12 protein-coding genes are annotated in these 19,643 nt (G+C 36.1%); 4 read left to right on the forward strand and 8 right to left on the reverse strand.

The annotated features are described in order from the left end of the window. Positions 1-86: 86 nt before the first annotated feature. The 4 genes from ACRD62_RS05780 to ACRD62_RS05795 form a co-directional block, all read right to left on the reverse strand. Positions 87-1,733 carry an arabinan endo-1,5-alpha-L-arabinosidase gene (locus tag ACRD62_RS05780; protein WP_430819182.1) on the reverse strand — a complete coding sequence of 549 codons (1,647 nt, stop codon included), beginning with the start codon at positions 1,731-1,733 and terminating at the stop codon, positions 87-89. Between the two features lie 309 nt (positions 1,734-2,042). Continuing rightward, complete coding sequence (locus ACRD62_RS05785; RefSeq protein ID WP_430819183.1) at positions 2,043-3,884, reverse strand: RagB/SusD family nutrient uptake outer membrane protein; 1,842 nt, start codon at positions 3,882-3,884, stop codon at positions 2,043-2,045. Between the two features lie 27 nt (positions 3,885-3,911). Then, positions 3,912-7,175: a SusC/RagA family TonB-linked outer membrane protein gene (locus tag ACRD62_RS05790; RefSeq protein WP_430819184.1), complete on the reverse strand. Its 3,264-nt coding sequence runs from the start codon at positions 7,173-7,175 to the stop codon at positions 3,912-3,914. A gap of 23 nt (positions 7,176-7,198) precedes the next feature. Beyond that, on the reverse strand, positions 7,199-8,896 hold the full coding sequence (locus tag ACRD62_RS05795; RefSeq protein WP_430819185.1) for a hypothetical protein: 1,698 nt from the start codon (positions 8,894-8,896) through the stop codon (positions 7,199-7,201). A gap of 536 nt (positions 8,897-9,432) precedes the next feature. Between ACRD62_RS05795 and ACRD62_RS05800 the strand changes: the two genes are divergently transcribed. Further along, a complete protein-coding gene (locus ACRD62_RS05800) occupies positions 9,433-11,706 on the forward strand; it encodes a beta-L-arabinofuranosidase domain-containing protein (protein WP_430819186.1) in 2,274 nt (757 codons plus the stop codon). Positions 11,707-11,816: 110 nt separating this feature from the next. Here the strand turns inward: ACRD62_RS05800 and ACRD62_RS05805 are convergent, their stop codons facing one another. Genes ACRD62_RS05805 through ACRD62_RS05815 form a run of 3 tightly spaced genes read right to left on the reverse strand, consistent with a single transcriptional unit; the run spans position 11,817 to position 13,956 of the window. After that, positions 11,817-12,173 (reverse strand): response regulator, encoded by a 357-nt coding sequence (locus ACRD62_RS05805; protein WP_321412478.1) that lies wholly within the window; start codon positions 12,171-12,173, stop codon positions 11,817-11,819. Further along, positions 12,170-13,705 carry a PAS domain-containing sensor histidine kinase gene (locus ACRD62_RS05810; RefSeq protein WP_430819187.1) on the reverse strand — a complete coding sequence of 512 codons (1,536 nt, stop codon included), beginning with the start codon at positions 13,703-13,705 and terminating at the stop codon, positions 12,170-12,172. The genes ACRD62_RS05805 and ACRD62_RS05810 overlap by 4 nt, the downstream gene beginning before the upstream one ends. After that, entirely contained in the window at positions 13,702-13,956 is a 255-nt protein-coding gene (locus tag ACRD62_RS05815) for a DUF8530 family protein (RefSeq protein WP_430819188.1), read from the reverse strand. The genes ACRD62_RS05810 and ACRD62_RS05815 overlap by 4 nt, the downstream gene beginning before the upstream one ends. Before the next feature lie 259 nt (positions 13,957-14,215). On the opposite strand from ACRD62_RS05815, the gene ACRD62_RS05820 reads away from it, so the two are divergent. Beyond that, positions 14,216-14,590 (forward strand): hypothetical protein, encoded by a 375-nt coding sequence (locus ACRD62_RS05820; RefSeq protein WP_430819189.1) that lies wholly within the window; start codon positions 14,216-14,218, stop codon positions 14,588-14,590. A 15-nt stretch (positions 14,591-14,605) separates the two neighbouring features. Beyond that, positions 14,606-17,683 (forward strand): T9SS type A sorting domain-containing protein, encoded by a 3,078-nt coding sequence (locus ACRD62_RS05825; RefSeq protein WP_430819190.1) that lies wholly within the window; start codon positions 14,606-14,608, stop codon positions 17,681-17,683. A gap of 42 nt (positions 17,684-17,725) precedes the next feature. Here the strand turns inward: ACRD62_RS05825 and ACRD62_RS05830 are convergent, their stop codons facing one another. Continuing rightward, positions 17,726-18,388 (reverse strand): Crp/Fnr family transcriptional regulator, encoded by a 663-nt coding sequence (locus tag ACRD62_RS05830; RefSeq protein WP_430819191.1) that lies wholly within the window; start codon positions 18,386-18,388, stop codon positions 17,726-17,728. 182 nt (positions 18,389-18,570) lie between these two features. On the opposite strand from ACRD62_RS05830, the gene ACRD62_RS05835 reads away from it, so the two are divergent. Then, positions 18,571-19,539, forward strand: a complete 969-nt coding sequence (locus ACRD62_RS05835) for a bile acid:sodium symporter family protein (protein WP_430819192.1) — start codon at positions 18,571-18,573, stop codon at positions 19,537-19,539. Positions 19,540-19,643: the final 104 nt, after the last annotated feature.

The raw sequence follows: 19,643 nt of genomic DNA on the forward strand, positions 1-19,643 counted from the left end.
AAACCCTGGTAAAGGTTTTTAATTCTTTACCAGGGTTCATATGATTTTTAAAGTAAAACTGAGAGTGTTACTTGCAAAAACTTCTTTTAATCTACTTTTTTACCCCAAATTGAGTATTTTTTATCAACAGTAAGGCCTGAAAAAACAATCGTCACTTCACGAGGATTTGCCTCCCAGTCAACTTCACGTTCAATACACAAAGTTACATTACCGATTGTTAAAGTGTTGGTTGAACTATTGAACGACCAACTTCCGGTTAAAGCACCCGTTGCGGTTCCATCTTCATTTAAAACTAATTGAGTTGATTTTTGCATGTTGGCATAACTGTATCGTAGTGTAATACACTCCCATGAACCAACAAGTTCATCATTTGTAATAGCACTCTCAGGTACACCTGTATATCTTTCAGGCATAACAACCGGCCATCCACTTGCTGTCCAACGAATTTTTCGTACATGTCCCATCATAATAGCATTGGCATAAGCATTACCATTAGTTCCGGCAGGAAGACGACCTTGAGAAGCATAAAACCAATCACCATCTTCGTTTTGAAACACTGCACAATGTGAAATACCAACCCAACCAGAATGATTATTAAACTGATAAGGATGTGTAACAATTGGATAACAATCAGCTCCTGCTGTTACATTGGCACCATCGCTGCCATAATATGGTCCGTCAATTGAAGTAGAACGACAAACACGAGTATTATATGGCACATCAAGTCCATCATAAGCCATAAACAGATAGTAATATCCATCTTTGTAAACTATTTCAGGAGCTTCACTACCTTGCCATCGAGAATTTGATGATCGCGTAGCAATTCTTTTTCCATATCGTGATGTAAGATCTGTTACATTGTTTGCATAGGGTTCACCTAAAGTATTAACAGGTTTACCTGTTGAAGCATTTAATTCTAAAATTGTAAAGCCACTATGCCATGAACCATGAATCAAATAATGCTCCCCGGCATTGGTAACAATGTATGTTGGGTCAATTGCATTATAATAGAAATAACCACTCCAATCGTTAGTACTGGCTCTACTATAATCAAGGCCTCTATCTGATGAAGAACAGGTCACATAACCTTTGTCTTCCCAACTGGCTCCGGCAGGATCAGTAGATTCACACATACCAATAAAAGCACGTTCTGACCAGCTACCATCAAAAGCATCTGATAATGGATTTCCTGTTTTAATATAGTTATTGATTACGATGCTGTAATACATCCGTAATTTCTCTTGCCCACCTACTGTAATTTTGCGTACTACCGGTGCCCAATAACCATATTGGATATCGTCAGTAGCAATTGCGGAAAGTCCCATTCGCGAACGAATGTTGTTTAATGAATCTGCTACCCAACTTGGTGGATCATAGAAAGGTCCTCCAACCCATTCCCAATTAACTAAATCGGTGGAACGCTTACCCTGGAAGTGTCCATGACCTTCGTGTTCATTACCAAATGAAGCATCGGTATTATACATGTAGTAATATCCATCGTAAAAAGCTACTGATGGGTCATGCACATTGGCCAAATTCCACTTAGATCTGTCACTCCAAGATGCTATATCATCACCTGTCCAGGTATAATCATCATTGTAGGTAGGAATCACGTATTCCTTATCTGGTTCCGGATCTGGATCTGGATTAGGGTTGGGATCTGTTCCCTTATCCGAACACCCCATCCAGGCAAACATCATCAATGCACTCAATCCCCAAACAAATTTCTTCATATCTCCAAACTTAATAAGATTCTTGAATTCAAAATAAACTAATAAATGACCATTAAGGGTGGACTATAACTTATTTAATGTAGAAAAATAGATAACATCTTACAAGTAACATCAATACAACTACTTACATTCTAACACATTAACACATACCGTATTAAACTAACAAATATAGTTTACTTCTTAATAGTCTGAATATGATATAGAGTCATACATTCATTTATTCATATTACCAGCAAATAAAAAAACTTCCTTACCAATGGCAACAATCGCATTGATAAGGAAGTTATTAAGTAAGCTATAAAATAATTGTTAGTCTAAATTATAAACCGGTCTAACAGCATATCCTTTTTCAAAGAAAACAGTACTATTATCTGAATTTTTATTTGCCGAGTTACCAACAAGATTCGGATTAGTATCAAGATTAGTTTGCCATACAGGGAAATATTCATGTCCTGTAATGTAGGTATCATAAGATGATCCATTGGAATTAACAGCACTTAGCTCTTCTGTATCAACAATTACAAATTCTTCTTGTTTTTCTACACCGTCTTCTACCCAGGTGTATAGTTGTTTAGGAGCTAACTTATAATAAGAATGCTCTTTAAGTTGCTGCATACGACCAGCATCATAGAAGAATCCCCAACGAATCAAGTCAGTTCCGCGACCATTTTCACAACCAAATTCTTTTGGACGCTCAACATTTGCAATTTGCTCAAAAAGTGCATCAGCAGTTGGAAAGTCAGTAAGTTGAAGGTCTGGAAGAGCTACGCGTCGACGAACCTCATTTATGTAATCAATGGCTGTTTGTGTTGGACCATTAATTTCATTTTCACATTCGGCTGCACGCAATAGAACATCACTATAACGCATTAAACGTAAATTAATACCTGTTCTTAACCCTACAATTACATCTTCAGAAATGTCTGTTCTTGCATAAGTCCACTTTGCAATGGATATACCTCCCTGAGAAGTGTTAGATCTAAACTTAAGAATCCAGTCATTATCTTTATCACCTGTAACAGGTATTAATTGATCTTTATATGCTACATTTTGACGAGGATCTCCATCTGGGTACGCAGCTGTAGCAACACCTGTTATCGCATCATATTCAGCCTCATAGGTAACCAATGTCCAATATAAACGTGGATCAAGGAAACCATCTGTACATTTCTCTTCTTTAAACAGGTTATATAACCATGGTGATGCAGCACAGTCACCCCAGCTACCTTTATCCTGTGGAGCATAGTTACTTTCTACAGCATGACCTTGTGTTGCTTCTGAACTGATGTTTACAGGAGTCCACTCTTCATCTGTACCACCTGTTCCATAGTCCATAAATTGAACTTCAAATAGACTTTCTTTATTGTTTTCTGTGTCTTCTCTGAAATTATCACCAAAATCAGCAGTTAGTTCATAATCACCATAATCACCAGCGATAATATCTTTAAGAATAGCATAAGCCTCAGTAAATTTATGACGGAACATTAACGTTCTTGCCATATATCCGGCAGCAGCACCTGAAGTAGCACGACCTGATGCCCACTCTCCACCTTCATTTCGCGATGGCAAAATCTGCATTGCTAATGTAAGATCTTCCTCAACTTTATTTAATACTGAGTCCTGACTGGCAGTTTGTGCATACATCGTACTTATATCAGAATAATCATCATAATTAGTAATTAATGGTACATCCTGATATATTGTTGCTAAATTATAGTAAGCTAAAGATCTTAAGAAAAGAGCCTGTCCTTTAATTTGATTGTACGAGTCTTCCGACATCTGAACTCCGTCTACTTTTGACAACACAAAGTTTGCACGGTTTACAACATGGTAGTTATCACGCCATGGCCATTCAGCCATAAAATAAGCTGAAGTATGATTCAGGTTATCTGCATCAATATACCATTGTTGGGATGAGTTCCATACCTCATCACCCCTCACAGCATCAATAACATAACCTACGCGGGCAAAGGTACCTTCCAAACGAATTCGATTGTAACACGATACAATAGCTTCCTGAAGTTCCGACTCTGTGTCTCCGAATTCAAATGTGGTCTGATTATTCGGATTGGTAACATCAAGCTGATCATCACAGGCAGTCAACCCAGCGATTAGCGTGAATATTACTAGAAATATATTTAAACGTCTCATATTGCTTCTCTATTAGTAGATTATAAATTAGAATGTCATGTTTAATCCAACCATAAATGATCGTGGTGTTGGATAAGAGGCATAGTTGTAACCAGGTGTGAATGTACCGCCTGAAAAGTCTACGTTATAACCTTTGTACTTGGTTATTGTAGCCAGGTTCTGAGCAGATGCATATACACGAACATTACTTACAGTGCCTTTAAACCATTCGTTAGGGAAATTATATCCTAATTGCACATTTGCAATTTTTAAATAGCTAGCATCCTGAATATATCTGTCGCTGAAATAATTGTTTGTGGCATTAGCTGATTTATATTGAACGCGAGGCACATCAGTGTTTGTATTTTGTGTTGTCCAGGCATTTAACAGACTTACATCCTTGTTAGTTGCACCATATGAACTTCTTAACTCACCATCAACAAAATCAACTGCTTTAAACCCTGCAGCACCAAATGTAGCAATGCTTAAATCGAAACCATTCCATTCAACACGAGCATTTAAACCAAAGTTCACATCTGGCAATCCACTTCCCAAGAATGTTCGGTCCTCAGCATTAATGGTACCATCGTTATTAAGGTCTTTGTATAACAAGTCACCCGCTTCAGCTCCCGGTTGAGAAATAAACATACCTTCGTCATTTTTACGACTATCTATAGCTACCTGGTTTTGAGCTATACCATTTCTGATATTATAAGTGCCATCTTCATTCTGAACATCATCTTCAAGCACCCAACCATAAAACGAACCTACTTCACGTCCTACTTCTGTGCGACATACGCCATTATTTTGTGGCTCATTGGCAACACCCAGACTGGTTACTTCGTTTGACAGCGTTGATATGTTTGCAGAAATATCATACTTAATAGCATGGTTATAATTGCGGTAAGTAAACAAGAATTCCAAACCTGAGTTAACCATGGTGGCTGCATTCATTTTTACTGTTTCATTAGTAACACCTGCTTCAGCTGGAACTCTAACATTATAATGCAAATCTTCGGATGTTGATTCGTACCAGTCGAAATTAAATTCAAACTGATTATTAAACATGGCCAAATCAAGACCAAAGTCCAGGGTTTTCTTAATTTCCCACTTCAATCCTGTATTTACATAGTTTGAAATAGCAGAACCTGTCACCTTATTATTGTCGAAACTATAAGTATAATCTCCTCTTGCCATGGTTCCCATATAGTCATATGGTCCAAGGTTTTCAATACTTCCCAGTTCACCATAGCTACCACGAAGCTTAAGTAAGCTGATGGTTGATTCACTTACAGGAAAGAAGTTTTCACGTTCGATACGCCAACCTGCAGATACTGATGGAAAAATATCAAAACGATCTTCAGGAGAAAGACGGCTTGAACCATCACGACGTGCTGTTGCCGAGATCAAATATTTACCATCGAAGTTATAGTTAATACGACCAATATAAGAAGCCATCATCCAATCACTTTCGTAGCTGAATGAATTATTATCTGTTGCATTATTTAGTTGCAAATAATAAGGCTCAGACATATTATTCCCTGTACCTGTTAGTGAATGATAATATACACTTTGGTAGGTCTGACCAACAACAGCATCAATATTATGCTTCCCGAAAGTACCATTATAATTAATTGTATTCTCAATCAGCTGATCACTGGTATAACGATATTCTTCACTTAGTACTTCGCTTTCCTTTGGTAAATAGTTTGTGGTACTTGAAATAAATGCCGGAATAAATGTATAATTCTTAACTATAGTCTTACTGTAAGCCAAGTTAAGGTTGTACGATAACTTTTGATTACCGCTTTCAAGGCCAAGCATATCCAAAATATCAAAACTTGTATTAGCAGAACCTACAAAACGATCAACTTTTACATTTCTTTCCAACAGATTATTAGTCATCAACACATTAGTCATACGCAAGTCACCATGAACATCGTCGTAGTATGTACCATAACCAAATGCATCATAATTCCATCCGGAAGCAGAAGAAAGTTTGTCATCAAGCACCCATGTAGACTCATCATAAGCCTTAATGGTTGAAGGTAAAAGAAGAGCCGAAGCCATTACCGGATACTGACCACCATAAAGACCTTGCACATATTCATTTGCATTACTAAGGGCCATATTATCCTGATCGCTGTGACTATAAACCAAACTAGTTCTGATTTTTATAAACTTCACATCCATGGTATTGTTGATACGTGCAGTGAAACGGTCGAAGTTTGGACCTGCACCTTCCATGGTACCTTCCTGGCTAAAGTAGTCAAGACCAATATTGTAGGTATTGTTATCACCACCACCAGAGAAATTAACATTATGATTCTGACGAATACCTGTTTTAAACACTTCATCAAACCAATCTGTGTCAACAGTTGCAACTTCTGATCCATCGGCAAGAGTAGTCCATAGATAATTACTACTTGAAGGATTATAACCACCCGGAAGTTCTACATCACTGTTGGCGTAAGCCATTGTTAAGTACTCTTTGTACTGATCTGCATTCATAACATCGTAAACTCCTTTTTGAACCTGATCAATACCGTAGTAACCAGAATAATCAATCTTCATCGGAGAATTCTTCTGTCCTTGTTTGGTGGTAATGATAATCACACCATTACCTGCACGTGAACCATAAATAGCTGCTGCAGAAGCATCTTTTAAGATCTGAATTGATTCGATATCGTTTGGAGAGAAGTCACGAATGGTTGTTCCCATTGGCACTCCATCAATTACATAAAGAGGATTTGTACTACCAAAAGAGCCAATACCACGAATACGTACGGTTGGATCTGCACCCGGCTGACCATCTGAAGTAATTTGAACTCCTGATGCCTTACCTTGTAACATTGTTGAGATGTTTGAATTCGATTGTTTCTTCATCTCTTCAGCATCCACAATAGCGACAGAACCTGTTAAGTCAGCTTTTTTCTGAGTACCATAACCGATTACAACTACCTGATCGATTTCCTGCATATCAGAAATCAATGAAATAGTGCCCAGTTGAGTTTTTCCTTCAACAGGTATTTCAATTGTTTTATATCCAATAAAAGAAATAACAAGTGTAGCATCAGATGATACATTAAGAGAGAAGTTTCCATCGATATCAGTTATGATACCATTGGTTGTACCTTTTTCCTGCACTGTTGCACCCGGAACAGATTCTCCGCTATCGTCAACTACTTTACCAAATACAGTTATATCGCCTTGCTGGATCATCGATATCTGATCTGTATTACCATTTCCTACAGCAAATGCTGATGGTACAAATACCAACAATGCCAACAGGATTAAATATATATATTTCATAATTAATTTATTTATCTTAATAATTATTCAGTAATTACGACATAAGCTCCTTCAATAACCAGGGCACAATTCAAGTCAGAACTGTCAATAGTTATACCTTCATATTTCTGGAAATGTGTTTCACCTGAAGCATAGGTAACATCATAATTGATATCGGCCGTATTATCACCATTATTGGTTACTGTAATTACAACCTTTGAACCATTAATATTTGATGTAAAAATATCCCAGTTCCAGTCGCTCGAAAGAACTGCAGTACCATAGCCGTCTCCCCATCCAAAGCTATCCATACGAACTACACCATACTCTGTATTATCAGCTTTTCGAAGAATTGTACAAGGGCTATTCCAGTTATTAACTTCATTTGAATAACAGTACGTAGTAAACACTTTGCTAGAACCAGCTGCAACAGTATAGTCACTAGAGAATTCAGTCCACCATGCTGTTGAGAAATCTGTTGCTCCAACCTGACTGGTTCCTTCAATAATTGTAAGCGGACAAGTTGTAGTTACTGTACCTGTTGCTCCAACATAAGAAATAATAGCATCCTGAGCACCGGCAGCTAATGGAATTTCGAATTGAAGAGTCGCATTATCCATAACACTTGTCGAACCATCTGAATAAGTCGCTGTTACAACCAAACCTTCAGTATCAAAAGCTGGAGATTCAGTTCCGAAGAATGCATAAGTTGTCATAACCGGCAATGATGTAACCTCAAGATTCGTAACTGCATTGGTTACCTCTAAAGTATAACTGGTTGTTACCGCCGGACCATAATTGCCTTGTTTGGTTTTACTGTAAGCCACGGCAACAGTCTTTTGACCCAAAGTAGACATATCAGGAATCACACTGAATGAAACATCTGCAGTATCAACAACTGTCGATGAACCATCAGCAAATGTAACCGTTGCTACTCCATCTCCCCAGAAATCTTCGTCACCAATTTCAACAAAATTTGGTGTTCCGGTAACAGAGATAGAAGCTGGATTAACATCTTCAACAACTGTAACCTTTGAAGGTATCAGATATGCCTTCTTCATCTCAAAATAGCTACCGTCACAAATCAAGAAAGCCGAAATATCTTCACTAGCAGAAACTGCCTGGTGATATGTTTGAACAAGCTCTGTTCCATTTGTTCCAACAGCAGTTGCTGTTATATATACGTTACCTGTTGCAGAGTGATCAATATCCAGACTAACTTTGGCTCCATCCATTGTGGTGCGGAAATCGTTCCAAATATCACCGTCTCCATCTGTATCAGGATAGTTTTGAGATATTATATTAAGATCAAAATCATCATTACCCCAACCATATGCATCAGATCTTAATACAAAATACTCAGAATAATTTTCAGCATCCCGATCCGGAACATTCACAATGGCTAAATTCCAGTTGTTCCAGTTATTAGAACTTCCACCATTATGATTGATAAATTCAAGATGTAATAATTTGTTTGTTGGAATCGTAAAATAATCTGAGAAATGAGCCCACCATGCAGCACTATTATCTTCCGGACCAACAATTGCGGTAGCAATGGTTACATAGGTTGTATCACCTGTGTCAATACTTGCATTTGCATTAGCAATTGAGTCGATCTGGTCTTGCAGATCAGAAGGTGCATTAATCATATACACGTCTGACTGCTCACACCCAACTAAGCCAAATGCCGCAAAAACTACTGCGAACAAGGCGCGCCTGATCAGTTTGTTTGTTATTTTCATTACTATAGCTTTAGTTAACAATTAATATCAATGTCTATTCATTATTTAAAAAATGCATTCATTCTAACAGAATCTCTGCATTTGTACTATTCTCATTAATCACTTCTATAAATAGCAATAAGGAAAATGACTTAATAATTTTGGTAACTCAGTTAATTTTTCCTAATTCCCGTTTTAGAAATTTTCACATTCACGTTAAATGTGTTTCAAAATGTTAAATCAAAAGTACACTCCTATCACATCGGAAAGGTTCATTAATATTTTTTTTTGGTGGATAATTAGTGACAGAATAAGCGAAAGAATCCAACAACCATATACACTTCATTATCTGAGTAATATAAATAGTTAAGTGCACAAATAAATAATACATTTTATAGATTTGTCCACTTTATTGACGGATTATTGACAGTAAGAATTAAGAATATTTTCCAACTTTGCTACCTGGAAAATGTAAATACAACTAAATTAATATGAATAAATTCATCGTTTTTTTAACAATTGCTGTATTTTTTCTTGGGTGCGAAAAACCAGCAAAAATGCAAACGTTTTCTTTGGAAGATGTCAGATTAAATTTCTCTCCTTTCTATAATGCTCAGAGAGTTGACCATAAGTATTTATTAGAACTTGATATTGATCGGCTATTAGCACCATATTTTAAAGAAGCAGGATTGGATGTTGTTAAAGAAAACTACACCAATTGGGAAAACACCGGTTTAGACGGTCATATTGGTGGACATTATCTATCGGCATTATCAATGATGTATGCATCAACTGGTGATAAAGCTTTATTGGACAGAGCTAATTACTTTGTAACCCAGTTAAAAAAATGTCAGAATGCCAGTGGCAATGGATATTTAAGTGGCATACCCGGTGGAAAACAAATGTGGAACGAAATTTCGGAAGGTAAAATTGATGCCGGCAGTTTCTCATTGAATCATAAGTGGGTACCTTTATATAACATCCACAAAATATTTGCAGGACTAAGAGATGCCTATTTGTATACACATAATGAAGAAGCGTTGAGTATACTTATTAAGCTTTCTGATTGGTTTATGAGTGTTACAGCTCATTTATCAGACGAACAATTACAGAAAATGCTAATTAGCGAACATGGTGGAATGAATGAGGTTTTTGTTGATGTGGCAGAGCTTACAAATGATGATAAATACCTCAATTTTGCACGCAGGTTCTCAGATTATTCAATCTTAAATCCTCTGCTAAACAAAAACATCAACCTGGTTGGATTACATGCCAATACACAAATACCTAAAGTAATAGGATTTAAAAGATATGCCGATGTAGCTAAAGATTCATCATGGAATAATGCTTCTGAATATTTTTGGGATTTAGTTGTGAATGATATGACAATTTCAATTGGCGGAAACAGTGTTAGAGAGCACTTTCATTCGCCCGATGATTTCTCCCCTATGATTAAGTCGGAACAAGGACCAGAGACTTGTAATACTTATAATATGCTCCGATTAAGTAAGCTACTGTTTTTGAGCGAAAACGACCATAAATATCTTGACTACTACGAAAGAGCTCTATACAATCACATTTTGTCCTCACAGCATCCAAAAACAGGTGGGTTTGTTTATTTCACTCCTATGCGTCCACAACATTACAGGGTTTATTCACAGGTCCATACTTCTTTTTGGTGCTGCGTAGGCTCTGGTTTGGAAAACCATAGTAAGTACAGCGAATTAATTTACACTCATACTTCTGATAATTTATTTGTAAACTTATTCATTCCATCAACATTAAATTGGAAAGAACAAGGAGTTCAACTTTTAATGGAAACTCAATTCCCATATTCCGAAGAAATAAGTTTTGTAATACAAAAAGCGGGCGCACCTTTTAATCTGAATTTACGTTTGCCATCATGGTTGGGTGAAGAAACACCCATAGTGAGTTTAAATGATAAGCCTATTCGTTCTGATATAACCAATGGTTACATAAAAATCAATTATTCAGATTGGAAAGAAGGTGATTTAGTAACCGTTAAAATGCCAATGCATACATCCATCGAATATTTGCCCGACAACTCGAATTATGCATCAGTTGCATACGGTCCAATTGTGTTAGGCGCCAAAACAGATACTTTAGATTTAGATGGATTATATGCTGATGATAGCCGGATGGGACATATTGCAAGAGGCGAGATGAGACCTTTGGAACAGGCTCCAGCCATTATTTCTGACCAGAAAGATTTCAAGGATCATATACATCCGATTGAAGATAAACCAATGCATTTTTGGATAGATGTTGATGGAGGTAAGAAAATGGAGTTACAACCATTCTTCGAAGTACATGACGCAAGATACATGGTATACTGGCCTGTATATACAAAAGATGAATTTAATAGTCAGATGGAGAAAATTAAGGCTGAAGAGGAAGCTCTAATGGCTCTTGAAAAGAAAACTATTGACAAAGTGGCTCCCGGAGAACAACAACCGGAATCTGATCATTTCTTTAAAGGAGAAAAAACAAATTCAGGCTTAAATGGCGAGAGGTTCTGGCGTGATGCATCGGGTTGGTTCAGCTACCAACTGAATGATAAAAAGGCTCAGGCCCGGATCTTACGAATCGAATATTTCAGTGGTGATGCAGGACGTAAGTTTAGAATTGAAATGAATGGAAATCTCTTAGTCAATGTTTCATTAGAAGCGAATAATGATGGGTTCTATTTTATAGACTATCCGTTAGATAATATTAAAGACAAAATCAATACCGGTAAAATAGAATTGAAATTTATTGCAGAACCCGGTTCCATTGCGGGAGGAATCTATGGAGTGAGACTAATGAAATAGTATCTCAACTGAATAAAAATAAAAAAGTGGATTTTTCGAGATCCACTTTTTTTTATCTTGTCTTATTGATACAGAATCAACAGATTATCTCTAATTCTACTATAAGCTACTTAAATATTTTTTTCTATTTCACTACGAATAAGATTCATATTAAAAGGCTTACGAAAATATTTCACAATCAGGTTTTCGTTTAAAGCTTGTTGAATCTCGGTTGATATGTCAAAGCCTGTAAGAATATAACATTTCAGATCCTGGAATTTTCTTTTGGCCTCTTTTACAAAATCAATTCCATTCATTTGAGGCATTCTCATATCACTAAAAATAACCTTGATATCAGGATTTTCCTCCAAAACCTGCAATGCAGCAGGACCATCATCGGCTGTTATTACGTTATATGTTTTAGATAAGTTTATTGAGAATAATTCACGATTAATAAACTCATCATCTACAAAAAGGATCTTCGTCATTTTACTTGATTCACTTTATTGAAATAAGGAAGCTTAATTCTAATATTAGTTCCGGCCCCAAAATTAGAAGTTATTTCTAACATTCCATCATGTTGTTTAATAATATTATAGGTTATTGCCATTCCTAATCCAGTCCCTTCTCCGGGAGCTTTTGTAGTAAAAAAAGGTGCAATTACTTTATTCAGGTTTTCTTCGGCAATACCAATACCTGTGTCTGCTATATCAATAATAATATTCTTTTCTTCCCTATAAGTTTTAATGGTGATTGTGCCTTTTCCATTTATTGCCTGACAAGCATTCAGAAATATATTCATAAAAACCTGGTGCATCTTTCCCACATTTCCTAATGCAATTAATTGATTGGATGCAAATTCTTTTATGATTCTGATGTTATTTTTTAACCGATAATTAATCATCACCAAACAGTCATCAATCACAGCATGAATATCAACCAACTCATTACATCCATCAACATTCCTGCTAAATTGATTTAAACTGGAAACAATAGTTGAAGCTTTATCAACACCTGTTTTAATATGCTTCAATAACATAGGTATATTACTATCCATTAACTGATTATCTTCCATTATACTTTCCAGGGCTGTACAGGCTCCTAATATAAAATTCAATGGATTATTTATCTCATGAGCAACTCCGGCAGTTAACACACCTAAAGAAGCCATCTTTTCTGAATCAATTACCTGTTGCTGTGCAACCTTCAGCTGACTAATTATTTCCTCCAGTTCAGCATTTTTCTTTTGTAATTTTTCATTTACAACGCCCACCTCTCTATTTGCAGAAATTAAGGCCTTCGTACGTTCATTTACAATCAATTCTAAATTTGCTTTGTGTCTTTCAAGCTCAAGACGTGCATCTTTAATCTCAGAAATCTCTCTTCCTTCAGGAATAATGTATAATAATTTACCATCATTATCCATGATGGGCTTAAAGGTAACGTCGAAGTGTAACAGCTGATTATCCTTGGTTGAATGAGTTGATTCGAATCGTATGGTTTTACCTTTTCTGGCTTCTTCTATTGCTTTACGTACTTTTTCTTGTTCTTCTTCAGAATGATGCCACCAATATGTTTTATCAAAAGGTTGCCCAATAGGATTATATTCATCATCTTCAACAATCTTCATAGCTGTTTCATTGGCTTCTAGCAACTCCCCTTTTGCATTTAATAAGCCCATAAAAGAAAAAGATTGATTAAACAAACCTTTGAACTTTGTTTCACTCTGATTTCGTTTTTCTAATTCAGTATTTAATAATGAAGTATGTATTGAAAAAATTAAAATCGGTAAAAAAAGCAATGCTATAAAATCCTCAAAATCTTCTGCGGTTTTAAAATCAACAAGATATTCGAGAATATTTACAAAGGCAGAAAGAAACAAGGGAAACATTGCAAGTGCCAATATCAGTTGAGACATTCTTTTGTTTTTCTTATATCTGAATACCAATGTAACCATTGCAAATAAAAGTGCAATTGCAGCTATAATTTCCTGAAATATGATAATATACTCATCCATCATAGCTCCTTCTGATAAACACTAATTGCAAACATTATACTGGCCAACATAAACGAAAAATGTTCAACAAGATTAATCGTAACCGGTATAAAAAACACCTCAATAACTGATAAAAACTTAGATAGAAGAATTAACAAAATTCCTAAGAACCAGAATGACTTAGTATTCGTACGTGTATCTTTTATTAATTTAATAAGATAAAGAGTAAGCACAACACTGGTAATCAAGTCTATTAATTCTCCAATCTGAATCATATTCTCTAAATTGTTTCCTGTTAAAGTAAAGGAACATTATAGCATTAAGATAAGAAGTATCTAGAATATCTCTATAAAATTGGAAAATTATTTATCCTTGTAAATTCATACACTTAAGTTGATCATTCGGAAAAAAGAATATGAACTATCTTCTGTAAAAGACGCCAAACCTAAAAAATCTTAAAACGTCATTCCATAAAGTATATTGAGTAACTGAAAATATTAGCTTATCTTTCAGAACAATTGAAAAATAAATTTGATGTCTGGAATAAAGTTTTTACCTGTTTTAGTATTCACAATTCTAATATTGTCTTGCTCTTCACAAAAGAAAAGTACTACTGAAACTTCATCTGAAGATATTGGCAGACCAGCAGTTCCATCGGAGCAAACGATTGAAATGAACTCAATTTTGGCTGAGGGAAAAATAATAATGAAAGAAAATAAAATCTACTTTATTGTTTCAACTGTTTTGAAAAGAGGCAGACAAGCTCCTGTAGTTTTGAGAGGCGAAGAGTTGCTCATAATAAATGACAAAATAGACGATTCACTTAAAGGGAATACAATAAAAGCCTTATTAAAAGGCGATGAAAATCAACAAGAAAACAAACATTGGACCTTAATTAAAACACACTAAATCTTAAACCTAAAAATGAAAAAACATTTATTTAAATACTCTATTCTTTTTACAGCAAGCATTCTTGCTATTTTGGCAATATATTTTCTAAATCAAAAATCAGAAATTAACGAAGGTTTTGCTGCAACCAGAATTAAATCCAGTTTTTCTCCCAAAGCAACTCCCGGCTCAGCCGAAGAAAGAGATGAATTCTTTTTCAATGTACTTAGAGATCCTTCCACTAATTCAATTCCAGAAGGAATCAGAACAAAAGAAGTTGCACTTTTCAATCAATTTAAAGCATTAAATCTTAAAAGTACTCAAGCTGATAATTACAACTGGTCTGAAGTTGGTCCTGGTGATGTAGGTGGCCGGACAAGAGCTTTAGCCATTGACATTCGAAATGCAAATCATGTTCTGGCTGGTGGTGTTTCCGGAGGAATCTGGAGGTCTACAGACAAGGGACAATCATGGTCGCTGCAAACCACTCAAACCGAATCATTCGCTGTTAATTCCATCTGTCAGGATACCCGGACTGGTCACCAGGACACATGGTATTATGTTGGTGGTGAATTTTCGGGCAACTCAGCTAATGCCCGAAGTGCCTATTATACTGGTTATGGCTTACATCGATCAACAGATAATGGTGTAACGTGGGAAGCTATCATTGATGATACCAATCCATATTCATGGAATAGTTTACTGGATTATGCATCCAAAATAATGGTTGATCCTATTACGGGTACCATTTACATTGCAGCACACAGCTATGGTATTATTTATGCCTATGAAGATTTGGGTGAATATAAGATTGGAGGTGTCATTGGAGGTAGTAATGATCATTATTATTCCGATTTTGATATTGACAGCAATGGTAATATGATTGTGACTTTGTCAGAGTATGGTTATGATTCAGATAAAACTATTTCAGCAGGTGTTTATTATCGTCCGGTTGGATCATCAGTTTTTACAAAAATTGAAATGGAGTCTACTAATCCGGATGGATTCCCAACAACTTTTTCACGAAGTGTAGTTAAATTTGCACCATCCAACCCGAGCATTGCCTATGTTTATACAGTTGATGGTTCAACACCATATTTCCATGTTGTTCATATCAATCAGTCAACTGTAGCAAATTCATATTTGACCGATCGCACAGCCAATCTTCCAACGTATGGTTCTTTAGGAAGCCAGGGTAGTTACAATATGACATTAGCTGTTAAACCTGATGATGAGGATTTTGTAATCGTTGGCAGTACATCTTTATTCCGATCAAATGATGCCTTTGCTACAACTCCAGACATTGATTTTGGATGGATTGGCGGATATGGCCCTGAGGGCTCCGGTGTATTTTTCTACCCTAATCATCATCCTGATTGTCATATTACTGTTTTTGATCCTTCCAATGCTAATGCTGTTTGGAGTGGTCATGACGGTGGTTTAAGTTACGTATCAGATATAACCCAAAGTATTACTATTCCTGAGTTACTTCCCTGGCAGGATATGAACAATGGATATAATGTGACGCAATTTTATACTTTGGCAAATCCAATGATGGCTAATGAGACTCGTTATCTTGGAGGTACTCAGGACAATGGTTCCCCCTTCTTTAAAACAGGCAGTTCATCTTCTGTTGACATCAGCACCGGCGATGGCGCGTATTGCTACTTATCACCCAATTACGCTTATATTTCAACACAAAACGGGAGTGTAATGCGAACCGGCTATAACCAAATAACCGGCGACCCATTAAATCCTTTTTCTTTAACAGAATCAGATAATTGGTCGCGTATTACACCGACGGATGCAACAGGGCAGCTTTTTATCAATCCATTCTGCATCGATCCAAGCGGAGATACTACCATGTATTATGCAGGAGGCGAGCAACTATGGATCAATCTGAATGTTGAAAACATAAGCAATTTTAATTCAGGAACCACAATGGAAGGATGGTATGCACCTGCTGCTTTAGATGCTCCTGGTGAAGCAATTACTGCTATGACAGCGTCAAAAGTACCTAGTCATATATTCTATTATGCCACCTTTACCGGAACATACCCTAACTTATACCGGGTAGAGAATAGTGTTGAAGAAGAATCTGCGATCAGCAGAACAACAATAACAATGAATACAGCCTCTGAGGGTTCGTACCCATACTACATAGCTGTTAATCCTTATGATGCCGATGAAATTATTGTGGTGTTTGCTAACTATGGAGTTCCTTCTCTTTTTCATTCAACTGACGGAGGAGCAACTTTTAGTATTATAGATGGTAATCTAGCAGCCACAGAAGCCTTACCTGGTCCATCCATAAGAAGTGCAGCTATTCTGAACTGGAACGGAGTAAAAACTTATTACGTATCAACCAGTATTGGAGCATATGAAACAAGCGCACTGGCAGGAGCCTCAACTCAATGGACTAATATAGACAGTAATAACCTTGGTAATGTTGTTTGCAACCGTGTTAAAGCAAGTGAATTTGATGGTAAGGTTATTGTTGCAACCCACGGTAGAGGATTGTTTACAGGTGAATCAGGGAATCCACTTTTTATAAATGAAAAATTACCTAACCTGAACAGATTGACTACATCCCTGAGTGATGCAATTAATATCAGCAATGTATTTGGACATAAAACAGGTGCTGATATCACCTTAACGTTAGCCAACAATTCTACGCCTGCTGCAGTTGCAGCTTCCATAAACAATAATACATTAATGCTTAGTTATGAAAACAGCACTGCAGGATTGGCTTTAATTACCCTTCAGGCAACATCAGGCACTGATGTGGCTCAGGTGACATTTGCCGTTACGGTTAAAAAAGATGGTTCAACAAATGTTGATAATCTTGTAAATAGTGGAAATGAGGATGAATTTACCATTTATCCAAATCCAACAAATGGTATATTTAAAATTAGATTAGAAGAACTGAATAATAATGCAGCTGATGTAAAAATTTATAATATGCGAGGACAGTTAATTGATACAAAATCCTTTGAGAATTCCAGTTCGATATCGGATTATGAATTTAACATCAATCAGGCAGCAACAGGTTATTACCTTGTATTAATAGCAACTTCTGACGGTGCGAAGAAAATGAAGATATTTAAAGAATAGCAAACAAGAAAAAACGCCTTCCGAATCCGGAAGGCGTTTCTTTTATGATATCATCACTATTTTATTAAGCTTATCTTTACTGTTAATCCGTATCTCGTTACGACTAAAGGTAAGAATACCGTCCTCCTTAAATTCAGTTATCAATCGACTTACCGACTCTTTTGAAGTGCCAATCCAACGAGCCATATCAACCCTTGAAATGACCAGAGGAATAGCTTCGTCGTCTTTGGCCTGAAAGAGTTCCTGTAACTTTAAAAACAGGTTAGCTAATCGGCCACGTACAGTTTTTTGCGATATTTCAAGCATTGAATTACATGTCTGCTTTAATTCTTCACAGGTTTGTTTCATTATCAACTCCGATAATGCCTTATCCTTTTTCATCGAGTCTTTCAATAAATCACCCGGAATAACACATACCTGAGCGTCATTTAAACTCTCGCAACCTGTCACTTCCGGTTCGTCAGAAAGCATTGAATGAAAACCTATTAAGCTTCCTTCTTTCACTAGGCGAACAATCTGCTGTTCGCCCCTGGCACCACTTCTGTATATCTTTAACAAACCGCTCTTCACATAATAAGCATGGTTCATATTGGAATCCTGAGCATAAACCAATTCACCTGATTTATACTTCTGACATTTTTCATAAATCAACTGCCCCAACTCGGTATTCTCATTAAAAAACCTGGAATAGTTAAACACTGCCATACTTATATTGATTTAAGTTAGAATAATGATTCAAAGGTAAAATATTTTTGAATGAACAATCAATGACTAATTGCATCTCTATATTTAACACATAGTATCGAAAATAGTTACAAAAGATGTTGATAAAAACAAGAAAGGCATGTGCCAATATATTTTCAGCTTATATTTACCAAAACTTTTAAATGAAAAAAATAATAGATCCATTTATTCTGGCTTTAATGGCAATGATTGCATTAGGCTGGCTTATGCCTGAACCAGCATTATATAATGGTTGGTTTTCGTTAGAAAAGATTACTCAAATTGGTATCGCTCTTATTTTCTTCTTTTACGGTTTAAAACTAAGTCCCCGCGAAATGCGCCAAGGCATGAATAATATCAAACTTCACTTATTGGTGCAGATAACAACCTTTGCTTTGTTTCCATTACTAATATTAGCCTTTTATCCTTTGCTAACAAGTGATGAGTCAAGACTTATATGGCTGGCCATCTTTTTTCTGGCGGCATTACCTTCAACCGTTTCTTCATCTGTTGTAATGGTTGTAATGGCAAAAGGAAACGTACCTGGTGCTATTTTTAATGCCAGTTTATCAGGATTAATTGGCATCTTAATCACCCCTCTTTGGATCGGATTATTTATTAACACTACCAATGCTTCATTTGAGTTATCCGGAATACTGATCAGTCTTTTCCTTAAAATTTTATTGCCGGTAATTATTGGTTTGTTTTTGCACCGCTTTTGGGGAAAATTTGTGAAGAAACATAGCAAAAAACTGGCTTTGTTCGACAAAAGTATTATTCTTTTAATCGTATATAAAAGCTTTGCCAAATCATTTAACAGCAACCTTTTTGAATCAATACCTTGGATTAATCTATTAATTATTCTGGTTTCTGTATTGGCATTATTTAGCTTAGTTTATGCCTTAGTTAGTCAATTGAGTAAATGGTTAAACCTTGGTCGAAACGATCGTATCACAGCTCTTTTTTGTGGATCAAAAAAATCATTGGTACACGGATCTGTGATGTCAAGCGTACTGTTTAAAGGGATGGCTGCTCAAGGTTTAATGTTGCTTCCAATTATGCTGTACCACGCCATTCAGTTGGTTATTATTAGTTTTATTGCTCAAAAAATGGGTAAAACAGCAGAAAAATAATCGATTTAATTTCTCCTCTTCATTGTGCATCAATAGTCAACTTCTGCCAAAAACTGTATCATAAAAGAAAAGCTTAGTTTTTATGAATTAATGAATATTCTTAT

The organism is Carboxylicivirga caseinilyticus, from assembly GCF_050589785.1.
Lineage (GTDB): Bacteria > Bacteroidota > Bacteroidia > Bacteroidales > Marinilabiliaceae > Carboxylicivirga > Carboxylicivirga caseinilyticus.